General features: G+C 40.0%; 18 protein-coding genes. 4 read left to right on the top strand and 14 right to left on the bottom strand.

Features of this window, described 5'->3' with window-relative positions; genetic code table 11:
* Nucleotides 1–94: 94 nt before the first annotated feature.
* Both C509_RS0121580 and C509_RS0121575 read right to left on the bottom strand, forming a co-directional pair.
* A complete protein-coding gene (locus C509_RS0121580) occupies nt 95–730 on the bottom strand; it encodes a LysE family translocator (protein ID WP_018709024.1) in 636 nt (211 codons plus the stop codon).
* A gap of 192 nt (nt 731–922) precedes the next feature.
* Nucleotides 923–1,492, bottom strand: coding sequence for a hypothetical protein (locus C509_RS0121575; RefSeq protein ID WP_018709023.1), 570 nt, complete (start codon nt 1,490–1,492; stop codon nt 923–925).
* Nucleotides 1,493–1,670: 178 nt separating this feature from the next.
* On the opposite strand from C509_RS0121575, the gene C509_RS0121570 reads away from it, so the two are divergent.
* Nucleotides 1,671–2,273: a TetR/AcrR family transcriptional regulator gene (locus C509_RS0121570; RefSeq protein WP_018709022.1), complete on the top strand. Its 603-nt coding sequence runs from the start codon at nt 1,671–1,673 to the stop codon at nt 2,271–2,273.
* 325 nt (nt 2,274–2,598) lie between these two features.
* Nucleotides 2,599–3,183, top strand: a complete 585-nt coding sequence (locus C509_RS0121565; protein ID WP_018709021.1) for a hypothetical protein — start codon at nt 2,599–2,601, stop codon at nt 3,181–3,183.
* A gap of 113 nt (nt 3,184–3,296) precedes the next feature.
* On the opposite strand, the gene C509_RS25250 is transcribed toward C509_RS0121565, so the two are convergent.
* The 10 genes from C509_RS25250 to C509_RS0121510 all read right to left on the bottom strand — a co-directional run bounded on the left by C509_RS25250 (nt 3,297) and on the right by C509_RS0121510 (nt 13,883).
* Complete coding sequence (locus C509_RS25250) at nt 3,297–3,857, bottom strand: competence protein ComK (protein WP_018709020.1); 561 nt, start codon at nt 3,855–3,857, stop codon at nt 3,297–3,299.
* A 154-nt stretch (nt 3,858–4,011) separates the two neighbouring features.
* Nucleotides 4,012–5,037: a DNA sulfur modification protein DndB gene (locus C509_RS0121555; protein ID WP_018709019.1), complete on the bottom strand. Its 1,026-nt coding sequence runs from the start codon at nt 5,035–5,037 to the stop codon at nt 4,012–4,014.
* On the bottom strand, nt 5,034–6,134 hold the full coding sequence (locus C509_RS0121550; protein WP_018709018.1) for a DNA sulfur modification protein DndB: 1,101 nt from the start codon (nt 6,132–6,134) through the stop codon (nt 5,034–5,036). The genes C509_RS0121555 and C509_RS0121550 overlap by 4 nt, the downstream gene beginning before the upstream one ends.
* Nucleotides 6,135–6,687: 553 nt before the next feature.
* Complete coding sequence (locus tag C509_RS26660) at nt 6,688–6,843, bottom strand: hypothetical protein (protein WP_018709017.1); 156 nt, start codon at nt 6,841–6,843, stop codon at nt 6,688–6,690.
* Nucleotides 6,844–7,155: 312 nt separating this feature from the next.
* Complete coding sequence (locus tag C509_RS0121540; RefSeq protein ID WP_018709016.1) at nt 7,156–8,235, bottom strand: NAD/NADP-dependent octopine/nopaline dehydrogenase family protein; 1,080 nt, start codon at nt 8,233–8,235, stop codon at nt 7,156–7,158.
* Between the two features lie 12 nt (nt 8,236–8,247).
* Nucleotides 8,248–10,173 carry a TRAP transporter permease gene (locus tag C509_RS0121535; RefSeq protein WP_154654482.1) on the bottom strand — a complete coding sequence of 642 codons (1,926 nt, stop codon included), beginning with the start codon at nt 10,171–10,173 and terminating at the stop codon, nt 8,248–8,250.
* A gap of 27 nt (nt 10,174–10,200) precedes the next feature.
* Nucleotides 10,201–11,208, bottom strand: a complete 1,008-nt coding sequence (locus tag C509_RS24435) for a TAXI family TRAP transporter solute-binding subunit (protein WP_018709014.1) — start codon at nt 11,206–11,208, stop codon at nt 10,201–10,203.
* A 17-nt stretch (nt 11,209–11,225) separates the two neighbouring features.
* Nucleotides 11,226–11,930, bottom strand: a complete 705-nt coding sequence (locus C509_RS0121525) for a GntR family transcriptional regulator (protein ID WP_018709013.1) — start codon at nt 11,928–11,930, stop codon at nt 11,226–11,228.
* Nucleotides 11,931–11,946: 16 nt separating this feature from the next.
* Nucleotides 11,947–13,431: an argininosuccinate lyase gene (gene argH, locus C509_RS0121520; protein WP_018709012.1), complete on the bottom strand. Its 1,485-nt coding sequence runs from the start codon at nt 13,429–13,431 to the stop codon at nt 11,947–11,949.
* Between the two features lie 242 nt (nt 13,432–13,673).
* Nucleotides 13,674–13,883: a helix-turn-helix domain-containing protein gene (locus C509_RS0121510; RefSeq protein WP_018709010.1), complete on the bottom strand. Its 210-nt coding sequence runs from the start codon at nt 13,881–13,883 to the stop codon at nt 13,674–13,676.
* Between the two features lie 165 nt (nt 13,884–14,048).
* Here C509_RS0121510 and C509_RS0121505 point away from each other — a divergent pair, with 165 nt between their 5' ends.
* Nucleotides 14,049–14,408, top strand: a complete 360-nt coding sequence (locus C509_RS0121505; RefSeq protein ID WP_018709009.1) for a helix-turn-helix domain-containing protein — start codon at nt 14,049–14,051, stop codon at nt 14,406–14,408.
* A gap of 120 nt (nt 14,409–14,528) precedes the next feature.
* Here the strand turns inward: C509_RS0121505 and C509_RS24430 are convergent, their stop codons facing one another.
* A complete protein-coding gene (locus C509_RS24430) occupies nt 14,529–14,990 on the bottom strand; it encodes a GNAT family N-acetyltransferase (RefSeq protein WP_018709008.1) in 462 nt (153 codons plus the stop codon).
* Nucleotides 14,991–15,398: 408 nt separating this feature from the next.
* Between C509_RS24430 and C509_RS0121490 the strand changes: the two genes are divergently transcribed.
* Complete coding sequence (locus C509_RS0121490; RefSeq protein ID WP_018709006.1) at nt 15,399–15,644, top strand: ATP-binding protein; 246 nt, start codon at nt 15,399–15,401, stop codon at nt 15,642–15,644.
* Between the two features lie 161 nt (nt 15,645–15,805).
* Here C509_RS0121490 and C509_RS24420 read toward each other — a convergent pair.
* Nucleotides 15,806–16,022, bottom strand: a 217-nt coding sequence (locus C509_RS24420; RefSeq protein ID WP_018709005.1) for an ATP-binding protein, incomplete at its 5' end; no start/stop codon positions are given.

The following is a 16,022-nucleotide window of genomic DNA, read 5'->3' as shown; positions in this document are numbered from 1 at the left end:
CAAAATAACCATCTATCTGCTACATCGATAGATGGTTATTCACTGTTCAAAACTTTTTTAGGAATAGTGACGTTTTTCCATTGATATTCGTCATCTATTCTTGAGTTTGAAGAGCTAAACGGATGCCTAATCCAATATAAATCAAACCGACAATCTTTTCGACTTTATCAGAAAAAACACTTGAAGTTTTGAACATCTTTGCTCCAATAAAATTTGTACAATAGACCAAAACGAAAGTGTATATAAGACTCATTAGAACAAATACAATACCCAAGAGGAGAAGTTGCAATGTCACACTACTTCCGTCATTTTGGATAAATTGAGGTAAAAATGCTAAAAAGAATAATGCTGTTTTAGGATTCAATATCTCCGTTAAAAAGCCTTGTTTCATTGATTTCCAACTTGAGCTTTTATCTATATTCACAGACGTTTGTTCAAGGTTTGGTTTTTCTTCTTGTCTAGCCTTTGTCAGTAACATTTGAATCCCTAAATAAAATAAATAAATAGCTCCAATATATTTTACGATTTCAAATGCTACAGCAGAACTTAATAAAATCGCTGATAGCCCTAAAACAGCGAACATCACATGGATAGTATCACCTAAACCAATTCCACAAGCAACCATCATCCCATTTTTTCTGCCACTTTTGATCGTTTGTGAAATTGTAATAATGACCGCTGGACCCGGGATTAGAAATAAAAGAAATACGACAACAATATATGAAAACATTCTATCATCCCCTTTCTATTCCATTAAAAATCATAATTATCTTAATCTGTTAATTTTCTACCTCTGGCTCAACCAAACAAAATATCGAAATATTCTTTCCTATTATTATACAGAAAAACCGAAAAAAACTAGAGCAAATTTTCTATTCCTAATCATAAAATTTGCCAATTTTGACAATTCGAAGCGCAGTTTTCATGCTTCTTCAGCGGTGTTACGTTTTGCTTTTCCATAATGGTCGACGGCAAAGCCAAACAATACTTTCAGCATAAACAGTTCCCCAATCATCAGCATATAAGGAGTTATTCCCGGCAACATAGGCATGCAGCCCAGACCGACAGACAAAAGCAAGCCCGCTACGAATAATTGCGTATGCTTCCCGATAAGTGCGTTTACGGTGAATGCTCCGATGATCGTATAAGCCCAGATCCCAAGGGAATACCCAATATCGGTATCAAGCAGAAGGGCAACGAGTACGACATGGATATGGATCGCGATAAATACGATCCGATTTGTTTTTCGCGCCGCATAAAAGTTGCTGGTTGAAGGCGTAAAATTCGCTATGCAGCCGGCAAAAACATCGAATATCAATAATAATGCCAGAATGCTTCGCCATGCCGGCAAATGACTGGTCAACTCTGGGAATCTGTAATATAACGCAACCGTCAGTATTCCGCCAAAAAGCAGTATTGTCAAAATGGATGCAACAGACTGTTTTTCACCAAATACATCGTGTAAAAAAGAAGGAATTCGAAGTTGTCTCATTTCATACCACTCCCATCATCAATGAAAAACACTTATTTCTATAAAGTTATGTACTATATACACTTTTTAACTCTAAAACTATTATATCTATACGTTTCTGTTTGGGTCAATATGTTTTGTACTGTTTTTATTGAATCACTCTAAAACTTTGGTTACACTACATATGAGGTGAAAGTTGATGAACGGCTACGAACGACGGAAACAGAAAAAAATGGAGCAAATATTCAGCGCAGCGATTGAATTATTTTTCAAATACGGCTTTCAGAAGGTTAATGTGAATGAAATTGCGCATAAAGCGAAGGTTTCCCCTGCAACCATATATAATTACTTCGGTACGAAAGAACAGCTCTATAGCGATTCCCTGATAAATTGGATGGACAAGCAGTTGGAACAGTATGAGAGCATTCTGGATTCCGATTTATCTTTTCCTGAGAAGGCGAAAGAAATTATGCAATTGGAGGCAGCAAATCTGAAAATTTTAGGGGATGAGTTTCCGAAAGTCCCTTCCTCCGAATTGAGCGGTTTGATGCAAATAATGGACAGTTATAGTGAGCAGAAAATCGTGCACTTCTTCAAGAAGTTTGTTGCGCTTGGAAAACAAGAGGGGTATATTCGGATGGATCTGACGGAAGAGATGATGATGAGTTATTTCACGATGTTCCAGAATGAACTCCGTCGGTATTGGGAGTCATCGAATCAAGAACGGACAACCTTGAGCATGGATCAGTTAATGGAGTTGTTCTTCTATGGAGTAGCTGGACGGGTACAGCCTCTAGATTAGGGAAAGCCAAAACGGACCCCTTTTAAACATTATGAACCTGGGATTGAAATCGTAATGCAGTCGAGTAACGTACAAAGGCAGATAACGATCTAGAGGATAGTACATTCAGAATTTGACGTTCTCAATTGAGACAATACCGTCAATCCGAAAGAAGCAGTACTAGCAAGAAAGCCTATTTCTGAATTCGAAACTTGGCTGCAAGCTTGGTGCGTTTTAAGCAATGGTACGGTTGTCTATATGTACGGCGTATTTCTAGGAAAAACGGCTATTTACTCGCAGTATTATAAAAATACCAAAAAACGGATGTTAAAAGGGAGTGCGGAAGATGGCTGAACAGGAAGAGCTGCTGGCCCGCCAACTGCAGCTGCAAGCTGAAGCAGATGAGATTGCTGAAGAAATGCACATTATGCAATTGCTGGCATCAGCCGGGACACCAATAAAAGTAGGGAGTGCGGCGCTTGGTTTGATGGCTTGGAGAGACCTTGATATTACAGTCGTTTGCACCAAGTTGAACATCGCTGACATTTCCGGAATTGCAGCGCAATTGATGTCCAATCCTCAGATCAGGGATTTGAAATTCATCAACGATACTGGCAACTGGAACACCGATCCCACTTACCCCGACGGTTATTTTCTCGGTATGACGTACGAGTCGAACAGCGGCAACCAATGGGAGCTGGATATTTGGTTCGTAGACGAGCCTGAAAAACAGCCCGATTTGCAACATATTCGCACTATGTCCGATCGCCTTACTCCGGAAACGGTTGCCTCTATTTTAAGCATTAAAACTGTTTGGGCCGCACGGGCCGAATATGGAAAGCAAGTAAAAAGCTTTGATATCTACACTGCTGTATTAGACAATAATGTACGAACACCTGCTGAATTTAGACGATGGCTGCAGAGCCGTTAAATAAGTAAGAAGTCAAGATATCTGTCCATGGCTTCTTCTTAGCCTCTATCAGCGTTCCCTACTGTTTGATTCAACAAAACTCAAGGAGTGCCAAGGGCACTCCTCCATGTTCTCTATTTCCTCCGCTTCTGGATCTTGTAGTGATTCCTGCCCCCATCCTTGATAATGATGAATTGCTTTTCAGGGATGTACAAAAACATCCGCTTGCTGCCAGTTCTTCTTTCCATGATATTTTTCAGCTTATTTGCTCTACCGACTTTCTGATCGAACCGATAGTAGGTACTGGCGATGTTAATGGAATAATCATTGTGAAAGCGCACCTCAAGTGTCCCGTCATCAAGAGTCCTATAGTCCTTAATGTGTTCCGCAGAAAACCAAATGCAATCTTCATGTTCAGTGGACTTGCTCGGAAACCAGTACATCCGCTCGATTCCCCCAATCATCACCGGGGACATACTAATTTTCCCCAATGCCGCCCTTGCTCCAGTAATTGCTCCTTCCAGGCTGCTTCCATAGAACAGAGCGCTATTTTTAACAATCACCAGCGGACTCTCGTTCACTTCATAAATATCTTTCTCTTCCACGACCAATGAACACAAATTCCCATACTCGTCATACCGATTTAGTATCCCCATTGTTTCCTTATGAATAACGTAGTCATACATCTCCTGCATTCTTAATCCTCCTTTTTGTTAAAAGTTTTTTTTATTCAAAAAAAGGAGTATACTAACGTTAGTTGGGTATACTCCAACCGAAAAACCCTTGGATTTGGTCGAGCAAGACTTTACAATCCAAGGGTTTTCATATGTACGTTTGATCACATCAGCCTCACCTCCCTTGCTGTTTCAACCATTCCGTCATCTTGTCAATATTCTTTTTATTGTTATCCAAATAAAAATATTTGTACGTCCCTCTTACGGACCCTTCAAATTCGGTCCATACCGGGTTACCTCGACTCCAGTTCACCTCCTTTAAACGCTTCATTCTCGTTACAACTGTTGTCTTTCTTTCCTCAAAATCCATTCCATCAACCCCTGAAAGTGCATACAAAACTACCGCCATCAATAGTGGGAAGCTTGCTAACATTGAATCTTCGTAATTACCAATAGATTCAGCGGGATATAATTCAAACAACTCAATAAACCACATACGGATCAGTTCCAGGTATTGATCCATGTCCATTGATAGCTCGATGCTTTTGTCCTGATCGACTACCATTTTCCCTGTTAAAAACACGGTGACCACCTGCCTCAGCTGCGACAAGGACAAAAAGTTTTTATTCGCTGGCCGGATCACTGCTCTCTTCTCCATTTCGATTCCCGCTACCCGGAGTATGGTATTCTGCTGCAGTACCTTGTTCGTGATTTGGTTGATTTGACTTCTAGAATCAAAGGCAATCCGTTTAGACAAGGCCACTTTTTTCCCTTTTGTATTAAAATCCACATACAGCTGGTCAGCTTCTTTTTCCGACAATCCCTCAAACACCTGCACCGCAATTTCCGTATTACCTATGTAATCAAGCACCTTCCTGGCACTTTCCTCTTCCTTTTTATCATCAATCCCCAGCCTATCAAAGGAGTATTCATATAACTGCGTGAATGCCCTGATACGCTGATTGCCGTCTATTATGTGCAGTGTCCCTGACTTGTCTCCTTCCTTCTTATAGGCCACCACTGGCGGAAAATAGATTCGCTCATCCAACGCGTTATCCAATATATATCTGCGAATCTGCCTGACTTGCGGATTGTTAATCTCCCTAAACTTCAACCTTCCTTCCATATACATCTTCTCAAGTGCCCCGATAGAATAGGAATGAATCGATTGCTGCTTGTTAAAGACAATATCCGAAATCATTTTGCTCGGTCCCTTTCACTTTCGATTTTCACAAAAAAAGCCTTTGCAGTATGCTGTATGGCTGTCACTGTTGAATGGTTGGTTATTTTTCCTGTCTCGGCGTTGTACATATGTGCAAATATGGGGTCTGTATGCTTCCAACTGCAATGCTTCTTCAACGGCAAAAGCATCCGGATAGCTTCTTGGTGAGGGATGGAATATTTCCTTATGAGAATGAAGACGGTATAAGCCAATGCTATTTGAATGCCGGACAACCCGTAAACATATTTGTTTCTGTTTGCCATAGTTTTTGGAAAAAGCCGTATACACATGCGAAAAAATGATTCTGCTACATCAGGGACCTTGTTAGGAGCGCATCCACGGGGGTACGGATCGCCTGTTTTTACTGTCAGGATACCTTCAAACAGCGCAATAAGACATCTCCTCATGATTGTCAGAGACGTAATGGCCGAATTTTGACTCGTAAGCCGTGACCGCTTTTGCTCGATTTCCATCTCCTCGGCCAACCGCTTGGCTACGCAACGTGTCCACTCCGTGTACTGGTCGCGATAATCATATTGCATCACCAATCCGATATGCGCTTCCCGTCTTTCCGTATTGATGTCAGTGAAGAGCTGGCGCTCTTCGTTCTGCTCCAAGTCGAGGTAGATCTGCATGGAAATGGGGTATTCCCTCAGGATATTAATCTGCTCCTTGATCCTTTCCAATTCCTCATAATGCATCATTTCCTCTTTTACTTCTTTATCGGTATTCAGTGAAACAAGCGCACTTGCAATAGCTGATATTCTGTGCTGCCCGTCGAGTATGTAAATTTTACGTCCTGAAACAAACTCAAACCCATTTTCGACCGGATTGATTCCATTCCTCGCTGAAAAAATAAAAGGCGAGAAATGAAAACCTTGTCTGTTTTCCAAGGAATCAAGGATAAAATCCCTGATTTCAGACCGGCGCTTCGTATCTATCTTCCTTTGTACCTCTTCATCCACCTCAAAATGAGATTCAAGTTCTCTATATTTCATTTGTGTAAACAGGACCTTCTTACCAAACTGTGTGAATTCCTTGCCCTGTATTTTAGTGACCATTTTCATAGTACTCATACTTATGTCTCACCTGCCTTTGACACCCATTATACATAAATTATTTCATTTGTCTAACTATTTCGATGTTTTTGTTTCGTCTTTGGTACTTAACAACTGATTTTTTTCTTAAACCTTGCTGTTTTGTAGAAATAAGGTATAATATATTGTTTTCGTAAATGTATCTGTCGATTATCCTATCATCTGATAAGTTTTTCTTTAAGATTCATCAGTATTCCACCATCGGACTTATTGTTATATCGTTAGACCATAATTGATTTCCAAATTTAGTTGTACTGTTATGTTTATATATATTCCCTCTTAATCCTGTTCGCTTGGTGTCATGGCTATAAATTGTGTTTTCATTTATGTGAATGAATTCACATAAAACTACATACTTTTCAAAATACAAAGGCTTATTAAGGATTTCTTAGGTGCCACTCCCCTTAAAACCTTTAAAAGATGAAATTCTCTTCTTTCTTCAGTATTTCATGTCCTCAAGTCCTTCCCAATTTGTGGATTAATCATAAAAACTCACTTTACAGGAATGAAAAGTGAGCAATTTTTTGGCTGTTTATTTGATATTTCGTGATAAACTTTTAATATGTGCAAGTTTATTTTTTAAATTGGCGCGATCCTGCTTCATTTGATTCATTCGATTAGTGACGACTTTCTTTCCATATCCCTTTGGAGCGGAGGCAATTAAAATAACATTTTCTTTATTACTCATTTACCAGACCTCCAAATAATGTTTTCACGAGGTAACAATATGTGTAACCCTTTGATTCAGGTATAGCATTAAATATACTCTTGATAAGTCTGAAGTTTATAATGATCCCATACCCCTAATAATGGAGATGAAAACAAAAAACATAAGAACCTGCCTTAAACAAAAATTAACATGTCTTTTTTTCTAACGAATAATACAGTTTTTCATTATTCGCATATAAATTGTTAGTAATGCACCCTCTTTTCATGTTTCCATAAAAACTGCGGTACCAAATGTTGGTTCAACAATTGATACCGTAGTTGAGATAATTTATTACCGCCTATTCTTTTCTCCTCTCAAATACTCTACCATCTCCACCGAAGACATTTCCGCCAATCCCAAATCCGACAGATCAAGAGCCCCCGCCCGTAAATTTTCTTTCATCAAGTAAGATGCCATATCTATGAGTAAATTACTGCATGTCATATTGACTCTCAGCTTTTCCCCAAGTTTCACCATGGGATGCAGACCGTATGGAATATCTTCGTAAATGTATCGATAGTTTAATGTGGTCGGAGCTTTTCCGGTCTGATAAGCAAGGTTTCTTTGGATTCCTTCATACAGTGTGTCCCCCTCTACTTGATAAAACCTTCGGAGCAAATCCAGCGCGGGCGTCAATTCTACTCCCAATTGCCTCCCGATATTCAATCTTTCTTTGTCCACTTCTTCCATTACATTCACAACAGACGGTGTAGCTCCTTCCGGGTAAAAGAAAAATTCCTCATTGGACTCGATTCTGCCGGCATTCAACAAAGTGATGGGCACATGGAATACAGGGTTGCAATTATTCAAAGTGGTTACTAATACACTACCCGCCATGACTAGTTGCGGATAAACCTCTTTCAGCCTCTCTTTGACGATAACTGAATCGCTTGCAGGCAAAGCAGAGAATTCAAGGGATTCCTTTATTTTTCTGATACGGACATGGCCAGGCTCTATATAGCGGCATGTATAGATGAGAGATTCTGTTTCCGATACATACACTTTTTTACTCATGCCTATTTGGTTAAAAACGTTCCTAAACTCCAATGCACCCCAATAGCCTGGAAGGATCAAAATCACTTGTTCATCTTGCAAGTAAGGAGCGATCGAACGTGCCACAGCCTTATGGGCTGTTCCTGTTGTAGTGATCATGACAATATCTGTATCCTGCATGGCAATTTCAAGATCGGTTGTCGCCTTCAAAGGAGCAAATCCATGTATCACCCCTTCCACTTTAATTCCGCCTTTTTCATTAATACTTTCTATCAAACTATCCTGAATATCATATAAAGATATTTCATAACCAAGTAAAGCCAGATGTGCGGCCATGCTCTGGCCACCATTCCCGGCTCCGATAATTGTGAACTTCATCTCATATCCTCCTCATGCAGATAATGATTCATCCGATTTTTTTGTTTTGAGCAACCTCCGCTGAATCACACATATAAGTACAAAGGCTATTCCTAATATGTCAGTAAACCCTCCCGGTACGATAAGCAGTATGGACGATATTAATAACAACATACGAACAACAATGTTGCTATGCCTTCCCAGGAACCAACCTTCGACAGCTGATGCCAAAGTCAACGCTCCTATCAATGCCGTAATGGTGGATAAAGCCACTTCTCCTATTGAACCGTCAAGCAAAATAGGAGGGCCGTAAACAAAAACGAACGGAATAATAAAGGCGACAATTCCGATTTTCATAGCGGTAAATGCCACTTGCATCGGTTTGGCTTTCGCAATTCCCGCTGCTGCATATGCCGCCAGGGCCACTGGGGGAGTAAATGCAGAAAGGCAAGCAAAATAGAAAACAAACATGTGAGCAGCTATGGTAGAAACGCCCATTTGTACCAATGCCGGTGCCACTACTGCAGCAGTGATTAAATAGGCGGCAGTTGTCGGCAGCCCCATTCCCAAAATGATGGTTGCACACATTGTCAAAACAAGGGCAAATGGCAAACTTCCTCCTGAAAAAGATAAAATGACTGTAGCAAACTTTAGTCCCGCGCCAGTTAAATTCAACACTCCAATGATCAACCCTGCAGTGGCACAAGCCGCAATCATCCCAAGGGCTGACCTGGCTCCATTCGCCAGGCATTCGATCAGTTTCCGTAAGTTTAATCTTGTTTGCTTCTTCAAAAACGAGACGATAATCGTGGAAGCAATGGCCCAAATGGCTGCTTTAATCGGGCTGGCTTTTAAGATGGTCATCACGAATATCAACACAAGCAACGGGATAAATAAATGTCCTTCGCGCTTCATGACCTCTTTCAAGTTGGGAAGAGAATCTTTGGGCATCCCTTTTAGTCCAAGCTTGGCAGCCTGCAAATCAATCATCATAAATACCGTTGCAAAATACAGCAAAGCCGGAATGATGGAAGCCATCACAATATCGAGATATGGAACTCCGACAAGCTGAGCCATGATAAAAGCGGCCGACCCCAATATTGGCGGCATGATTTGTCCACCTGTGGAAGCTACTGATTCCACGGCCCCCGCATAACGCGGGGTGTAACCAATTTTTTTCATTAAAGGAATGGTGAATACTCCGGTAGAAACAACATTGGCTACTGAGTTTCCCGATACCGAACCAAACAATGCACTGGAAAGGACCGCAGCTTTGGCAGGTCCTCCTCTTTTACTTCCTGTTGCACCGATTGCAAAATTAATAAAAAATTGGCTGCCTCCCGTACCGCTTAAAAAAGATCCGAACAGGATAAACAAAAATACAAAACTGGCCGAAGCACCGATGGGTACACTGAAAATCGCGTCTAAGCTATTGAGATAACTAAAAATCCGATCCCACTCATATCCCCTATGACCCAAGAACCCCGGGAGATATTTTCCAAAGTGTGCATATAAAATAAACAAAACGGCCAAAACAGGAAGAATCAAGCCTGTTGTTCTTCTAGTAATCTCCAAAACAACGACAATTAGGATCGCGCTGACAATCAAGTCGAGTGTTGTAGGTGCCACACCTATCCTATATATAAGCTCATCCATTTCTTTAATCAGGTATATACTTGAAAAAATAGTACCCGCAATTAGAATGAAGTCTAAAATGAAAAGCTTTGAAGCACCCGAAACACGTCTCATAGGATGACTTAGGAAAACAAGCAAAGCACCCAATCCAAGGTGTACAGTGTATAAAATCCACGGTGTAACCGGATTGAACCCTAATACATAAAGGTGAAACAAGGACATAAAAACCGCAACGAAGGTAAATATTTTTTTTTGAATACCAGGCATCTCATGTCGTATTTCGTCTTCTTTTATTTGTGGAAAAGTGATTTTTTCCATCTTCATACACCTCTTTCCATATCACCCTTATGGTTAGGCTTCAGGTGGGACAAGTTCATCAGGAATCTCTATTCCAATTTCCCGATAGTACTTCAACGCACCTGAATGCAAAGGAATGGTTGAATATTTGATGTTTTCAGCAATGGTATCTTTGGCTGTCGGATCCACCGCCTGCAATTGATCATTCGTTTCAAATGTGGATTTCACCAAGTCATAAACTAAATCTTCCGACAAGTCCGTGGAGGCAACTGCCAGATTCCAGAATGCAACAACCTTTAAATCCTCCTTTTGATGTTTATAAGTACCTGCCGGTACATCCATTTCACTCCAATAAGGATACTCCGCCAAAAGCTTGTCCATTTCTTCATCAGTTAAGCCGATATGCTGCACATCATGAGTTGTTTCCAGATCCAGCATGAACGGCCCGGGAACACCTGTAACTGCAAACCCGGCATCTATTGTCCCATCCCGCAGTCCGTCAACAGAGGTACTAGTCGGAATACCACTAATTTTGCTCGGCTTAATTCCAAGAGCATCCAGTAATGCACTTCCCGCCTCCGCACTTGTACTACCAGGAGCTCCAGTACTAACATGTCGGCTGGAAAAATCTTTTATGGTTTTAATTCCTTTTCCCTGTAACGAGTACATATGCATGACACTCGGATACATCGCAAAAATACTTCTGACTTTATCATGTTTTTCGCTTGTCCATCCAACTCCGTTATAACCTTCCCCGCCCAACCAGGCTGTCACAAAACCAAGGTCCATGTCACCGCTTTGAATAAGCTGCATATTAGATGTAGGTCCGCCGGTCACCTCAACAGCTATGTCAACTCCTGGAACAGCTTTAGCCATTATATCGGCCCATCCGCCACCCCAAACATAGTAGGTTCCTCCTTGACTTGATGTACCCAAAAGCAATTTATGGGTTTCCGGAGAATTTGCTCCCGTTTCTTTCTTTTCTTGCCCTGAGCACCCAGAAACAATTGCAAGCATTACACATACAATCAACAAAAATACGAACCCTTTATTTTTAACCATCTCATTCTTCCCCTGTCTTATTTGGATTTAACGAACATCCTTGCCTTATCTCCCCTGATTAAGCTGTAGGTTAAAATGACTGGCCTGTCCGACACGGTCTTGCCAATCCTTGTCAATTTCAGTCCAGGTTTATTCATTTTGGTTTCCAACAGCCCCGCTTCTAATGAATTCAGTAGTATAGGCTCAATATAGTTCTCTGCATTTGTAATGGAAATTTGATATTCTTCTTTCAACAGGTCATATAAACGGCCTTCAATCGGATAATCCTCCAGATTTGGCACTAACACCTTTTGTATATAAGACGTTTCCAAAGCAGCCGGCTCTGAATGGAAATATCGAATTCTTTTAATCTCATATATCAGTTCTCCCACAGGCAACTCCAATATTTTTGCTATCGAGATTGTACAATTCCTTTCGATAAAACCTATCATCAGATGCTTCGTTCCAAGTTCACTCGGAAAGTAAAAGTTAACCAAATCCCCTTCAATTTTGGGATGAGAAACGAACGTTCCCTTTCCCTGATATCTGACAAGGAGATCCTCTCTTACCATTTGAAGAACCGCTTCCCTTACAGTTGAACGGCTTACTCCGAATTGGGCTGCCAAGTGAAGTTCATTCGGGATTTGATCTCCCGGCTTCCATATGCCGCTGTCGATCTTTTCTTTCAATGCTTCTTTTATATGCAGATATAAAGGAAGTGGAGGATATGAATTCTTTTTCAATAGGTTCCACCCCCAATTATTTTGTCTGTTGCAAATCCGTTCTCAACATTTCTTTACTAAGATGATCCGTTTCCATTTGTTGAGACATCCAATTCTCGTCTTGTAAAAGCCTTTGTTTAAGCCTATCTAATTGATGTTTCACTTCCCGAGAGGCTGGTCCGCCTTGAACCTTTTTTGCTTCTACATTTGTAGCAGGATTTAAAGCGTTTTCAATTTTGTCTTGAGAAACAGAAATTCTCTTTCCAAACATTTCGGTGGATGCTTGTTCAATGAGCCTAGAATTCAATTGTTTGAGTGACATTTTATGTTGAAACATGTAATTTACAAGATACCCAATTAACTGGTGAGACTGCCGGAACGAAATTCCAGCTTCTCTAACAAGTAAACCTGCCAATTCTGTCACAGTAGAAAAGTTATTAGAAGCCCTTTCTAACATTTTCTGCTCTTTAAAAGTCATTGTCTGCATCGTCTCTATTATCAATTCCACAGCAGCTTCAACTTCATTTAATGCGTCCCAGAAATACTTGGTACTCTCTCCCGCCAGATCCCGACAATGTCCATAAGGTATATTGCTCATGCAAGAGGTTGCCGAAACAACCGCAGCTAATACATGAGATGATTTTGCTTTTATATGTTCCAATGTGATGGGATTCTTTTTCTGAGGCATAATGCTGCTGGTGGCAGCAACTGAATCTCCGACTTCAACAATCCCATATTCATCCGTTGACCAAATATACAAATCATAACTTAGGCGATTGATGTGATTCATAAAAATGTTCATTACAGATAAAGACTCAAGAATATAATCACGCGAGGCAATCCCGTCTAAAGAGTTTTTCATCGTATCTGTAAACCCCAATAATCTGGCCGTCTTTTCTCGATTGATAGGAAAAGCTGTACCTGCCATTGCTCCAGACCCCAAAGGAGAAACATTTGACTGTTGCAAGGCCCTTCGCATGCGAGTAAAATCCCGCTCCAGTGCATGAAGAATCGCTGAAAAATAATGTCCTATAGTAATCGGCTCTGCCGGCTGCATGTGTGTGTAACCACTTAGCACCATATGACAGTACTCTTCAGCCAGTTCTACTAGCGTAAAACGGAGCTTTAATAAAAGCTTACAAACCTTTTGTAAACCGTCCCGGCTGTTCATCCTTGTAACGGCAGCATAAAGATCATTCCTGCTTCTGCCTGTATGCAGTTGTCCGGCAACCTCTAAACCAACTCTTTCAATCAGTTCCTGTTCAATATTGAAATACAAATCCTCCAACTGAGGATCAATCTTCAATTGCTCACTTCCCGTATCCTTTATTTCATTCAATGCATGCATGATGGTATGACCCGCTGTTTCAGACACAATCCCTTCAAACATTAACATGGATAGATGCGCTTTATTCACATCCATCATATTTTGAAAGGAACGCTGTCTCTCACTCTCAATCGTAGGTTCAAATAAATAGTGAATGACTTTTTCCGACAACTCTGAAGAAAGCCTTTCTCTCACCTTAATCCACTCCTTCTGAAAAGTACGATCATATCGTTGTATGGATGTTTGGACAATTAAATCAATGAAAATTCGTTAGACCTTGTGTTTAAATAGCTCCTGTTTCTCCATCCGTTGTAACGACCACTCCCGACCTGTGAACTCCTCTTTAAAGCAAGGAGTATCACTGAATTCAAACCAGCTCATATATTTATCTACCAAAGGTTTAAGACCACTCCTTTCTAATTTTATATTGGCGATATTTAAACTTTACGTTTATTTTCTCCCCAAAAAAATATCGATACTGGTACTTCCAATACCGCAGCAATCAATTCTAGCTCAACCGTTGTAATTGGACGTTTTCCCCCTTCTTTCATACTGTACGCCTGCACAGTAATACCAAGAACATTTGCTATCACAGCTTGTTTTACATTTTTAGATCTCCTTACCCTTTTAATTTTTTCATGTAACAAAAAAATATCACCAACCTTTTTAAACGCAAAGTTTAATACATACCCCTATTATATACACGAAAAGTTTAATGTCAAGTAAAACTCTAAACTTTTTGTTTAATTTGTTTAACACAGCGTTTATTTGTTGTAAGCTATTTGTATAAATACATGAAACGGTGATGTATGATGAGCTTAGGTTCTCGTTTAAAAAAAGAAAGAGAAAGAAGAAACTGGTCGCAGGTGTATGTAGCTAAAAAGATCGGAATCACAAACGCGGTCTTATCAAACTATGAACGGGACTATCGCGACCCTGATACTGAAACGTTAAAAAAACTTGCCTTATTGTATGGAGTGAAAACAGATTATCTACTCGGCATAACCGATCACCCTATAGCGTCTGATAAAGAATTTCCAACAATCATTAAGGATCCCGAACTTGATCGGTGGCATAAAGAACTGCCTAAATCGGATGAAGAAGATTTGCGTAAACTGAGACAAATGTGGGAAATTATTAAAGGTAAGGGGAATGAGGAGAATAACCGATAAGCGTCAAAAAGATTTATGACATCTGTTATCGAACAGTTTTCTTTCCTTATTGCTATGGCTCAAAGAAGGGGGCAAGCCCCCTGTTATCTAACCTCGTGGAATTAAGCCAGAGTCATTATTTTAGTAATCTAATGGATTAAACGAAAACTGGAAGGTTTTAGATTGCTTACCGCCTATTTTTTTGTAAAAACTAATAGCATGTTGGTCAACTCCATCAGCTTGTACAAACAAATCCTCGATAACTTTCGACTTACATAACATAATTATTTCATGAACTAACCTACTTCCAATCCCATTACGCTGATACTCTTTACTGACGGCTAAATCATATATATACATGGAAGATCCTTCTCGATCATACATCTCTAATTCGTATGCAGTTAATCCTCCTATAATCTTGTGATCGATCTGAGCTACAATACATACAAATTTAGGATTATTCAACAGTTTCCGGATGTTTTTTGTATTTACATATGTCAAAGTTGGTGATTCAAATTCTTCGTTAAACAATAGCACCAAATCAGAAAACTGCGAATCGTCTCCGCTTTTTAATCTTCTATACTCGACGCCTATAGTATCCATTTAGATTCACCTCCTCAAGATCATTCATTTAAAGCTTGAGTTTTGTTTTACCCAAAATGTTAACTATACAATATATGTATTACCAATGTATTAACAAGTTTATTAAAGTTAACTTTAAAAGCAAAATAAAATATTTGTAAATTCCACCGCGCGAATCGACAGCTCGCATGTAAACCATTTTCTCATCGTGATTGATTTCGAAAAGGATTTGTACTGTACTGGTCAGCAGTCTGTAGAAGCCAACATAACCTTTCATTGGAGCTGACGATTCCTTCGCGGATTTAAACACCAAAAAAATTGATAAGTCTTCCATCCTGAAGAAGTTTAATAGACTATTCTTAATGGTGGATTTATCAACGAAAAGAGAACCATATCTTATATGGAGGGTTTGGAACCGGTAAAACATACTTGGCCACATTAATCAGCCTGAATGCCATACATGGGTTTGGCAGCCAGGTTAGTTTCTATACCGTGGCCTGCTTGGTAAACCAATTGATTGAAGCGCATCAAGAAGGAAAACTACCGAAATTAATGAATGTCTTTGGAGACCCGCTTTTGACGGAAGCTGTGATTGACCGGTTGATCCATCATTCACATTTATTGCTTTTTACCGACGACTGCTTCCGGTATAAGGAACCCTTACTGCATTCGTAAGACTGTTGGCAAGTGGCATACTCGTTTGATTGCCATTTCATACATTTTTTACTTATTAAATACAGTCTATTTTATTCATGCCAGCTTAAAAGATGTATTTGGCAAGTAGAATATGTATGATTTGGCAGTTAAAATTGTAGCTACTTGCCAACATCCCTTTTTTAATGATTGAGTAATGATTCTTTGTGTCGAAAACTTTCTCGATTGAACACCAGTAAATGTGAGTAATGAATTAAGCGATCAATAAACGCTTCCGTCAAGATCGGATCTCCGAATATATGATTCCACTGTCCGAACTGAAGATTTGTCGTAACGATTACACTTCGCCGTTCGTAACACAAATTAAGCACTTGAAATAGGAGCTCAGCTCCTTGCTTA

It is taken from the genome of Siminovitchia fordii DSM 16014 = CIP 108821, from assembly GCF_000374565.1.
In the GTDB taxonomy this organism is placed as follows: domain Bacteria; phylum Bacillota; class Bacilli; order Bacillales; family Bacillaceae_C; genus Siminovitchia; species Siminovitchia fordii.
This window is presented reverse-complemented; position numbering and strand designations above follow the sequence as displayed.

What these genes read in the sequence shown, in the direction of transcription:
- C509_RS0121580 (WP_018709024.1), bottom strand. Translation starts at nt 730, where the DNA reads ATGTTTTCATATATTGTTGTCGTATTTCTTTTATTTCTAATCCCGGGT.
- C509_RS0121575 (WP_018709023.1), bottom strand. Translation starts at nt 1,492, where the DNA reads ATGAGACAACTTCGAATTCCTTCTTTTTTACACGATGTATTTGGTGAA.
- C509_RS0121570 (WP_018709022.1), top strand. Translation starts at nt 1,671, where the DNA reads ATGAACGGCTACGAACGACGGAAACAGAAAAAAATGGAGCAAATATTC.
- C509_RS0121565 (WP_018709021.1), top strand. Translation starts at nt 2,599, where the DNA reads ATGGCTGAACAGGAAGAGCTGCTGGCCCGCCAACTGCAGCTGCAAGCT.
- C509_RS25250 (WP_018709020.1), bottom strand. Translation starts at nt 3,857, where the DNA reads ATGCAGGAGATGTATGACTACGTTATTCATAAGGAAACAATGGGGATA.
- C509_RS0121555 (WP_018709019.1), bottom strand. Translation starts at nt 5,037, where the DNA reads ATGATTTCGGATATTGTCTTTAACAAGCAGCAATCGATTCATTCCTAT.
- C509_RS0121550 (WP_018709018.1), bottom strand. Translation starts at nt 6,134, where the DNA reads ATGAGTACTATGAAAATGGTCACTAAAATACAGGGCAAGGAATTCACA.
- C509_RS26660 (WP_018709017.1), bottom strand. Translation starts at nt 6,843, where the DNA reads ATGAGTAATAAAGAAAATGTTATTTTAATTGCCTCCGCTCCAAAGGGA.
- C509_RS0121540 (WP_018709016.1), bottom strand. Translation starts at nt 8,235, where the DNA reads ATGAAGTTCACAATTATCGGAGCCGGGAATGGTGGCCAGAGCATGGCC.
- C509_RS0121535 (WP_154654482.1), bottom strand. Translation starts at nt 10,173, where the DNA reads ATGAAGATGGAAAAAATCACTTTTCCACAAATAAAAGAAGACGAAATA.
- C509_RS24435 (WP_018709014.1), bottom strand. Translation starts at nt 11,208, where the DNA reads ATGGTTAAAAATAAAGGGTTCGTATTTTTGTTGATTGTATGTGTAATG.
- C509_RS0121505 (WP_018709009.1), top strand. Translation starts at nt 14,049, where the DNA reads ATGAGCTTAGGTTCTCGTTTAAAAAAAGAAAGAGAAAGAAGAAACTGG.
- C509_RS24430 (WP_018709008.1), bottom strand. Translation starts at nt 14,990, where the DNA reads ATGGATACTATAGGCGTCGAGTATAGAAGATTAAAAAGCGGAGACGAT.